Source organism: Burkholderia sp. 9775_39 (genome assembly GCF_015712225.1).
Classification (GTDB): Bacteria; Pseudomonadota; Gammaproteobacteria; order Burkholderiales; family Burkholderiaceae; genus Burkholderia; species Burkholderia cenocepacia.
In genome coordinates this window covers 1-419 of the sequence record NZ_JACCQC010000101.1, presented here as the reverse complement: position 1 = coordinate 419, position 419 = coordinate 1, and the positions used below count along the sequence as shown (strand labels likewise).

The window sequence follows — 419 nt, the reverse complement described above, 5'->3', positions numbered from 1 at the left end:
CGTCTGAATCAGTTACATGAACGCTGGCAGGAAGAGAAAGCAGGTCACTAACCCTGGCTTATGTGAGGAAGCGATGATTATCTATTTACACGGTTTTGACTCTAACAGTCCGGGTAACCACGAGAAAGTCTTACAATTGCAGTTTATTGACCCGGATGTACGCTTGATAAGCTACAGTACGCGGCATCCGAAACATGATATGCAGCATCTGCTTAAAGAAGTGGACAAAATGTTGCAACTGAACGTTGACGAGCGTCCGCTAATTTGCGGCGTTGGCTTGGGCGGATACTGGGCGGAACGGATTGGTTTTCTTTGCGACATCCGCCAGGTGATCTTCAACCCTAATTTGTTCCCTTATGAGAACATGGAAGGCAAGATTGATCGCCCGGAAGAGTATGCCGATATTGCCACTAAGTGTG

At 47.3% G+C, this 419-nt stretch carries 1 protein-coding gene; it reads left to right on the top strand.

What is annotated here, in order from left to right; genetic code table 11:
- Positions 1 to 16 precede the first annotated feature (16 nt).
- Positions 17 to 419 (top strand): YqiA/YcfP family alpha/beta fold hydrolase (locus tag H0X90_RS35450; RefSeq protein WP_230878132.1); only part of this gene is annotated, 403 nt, incomplete at its 3' end.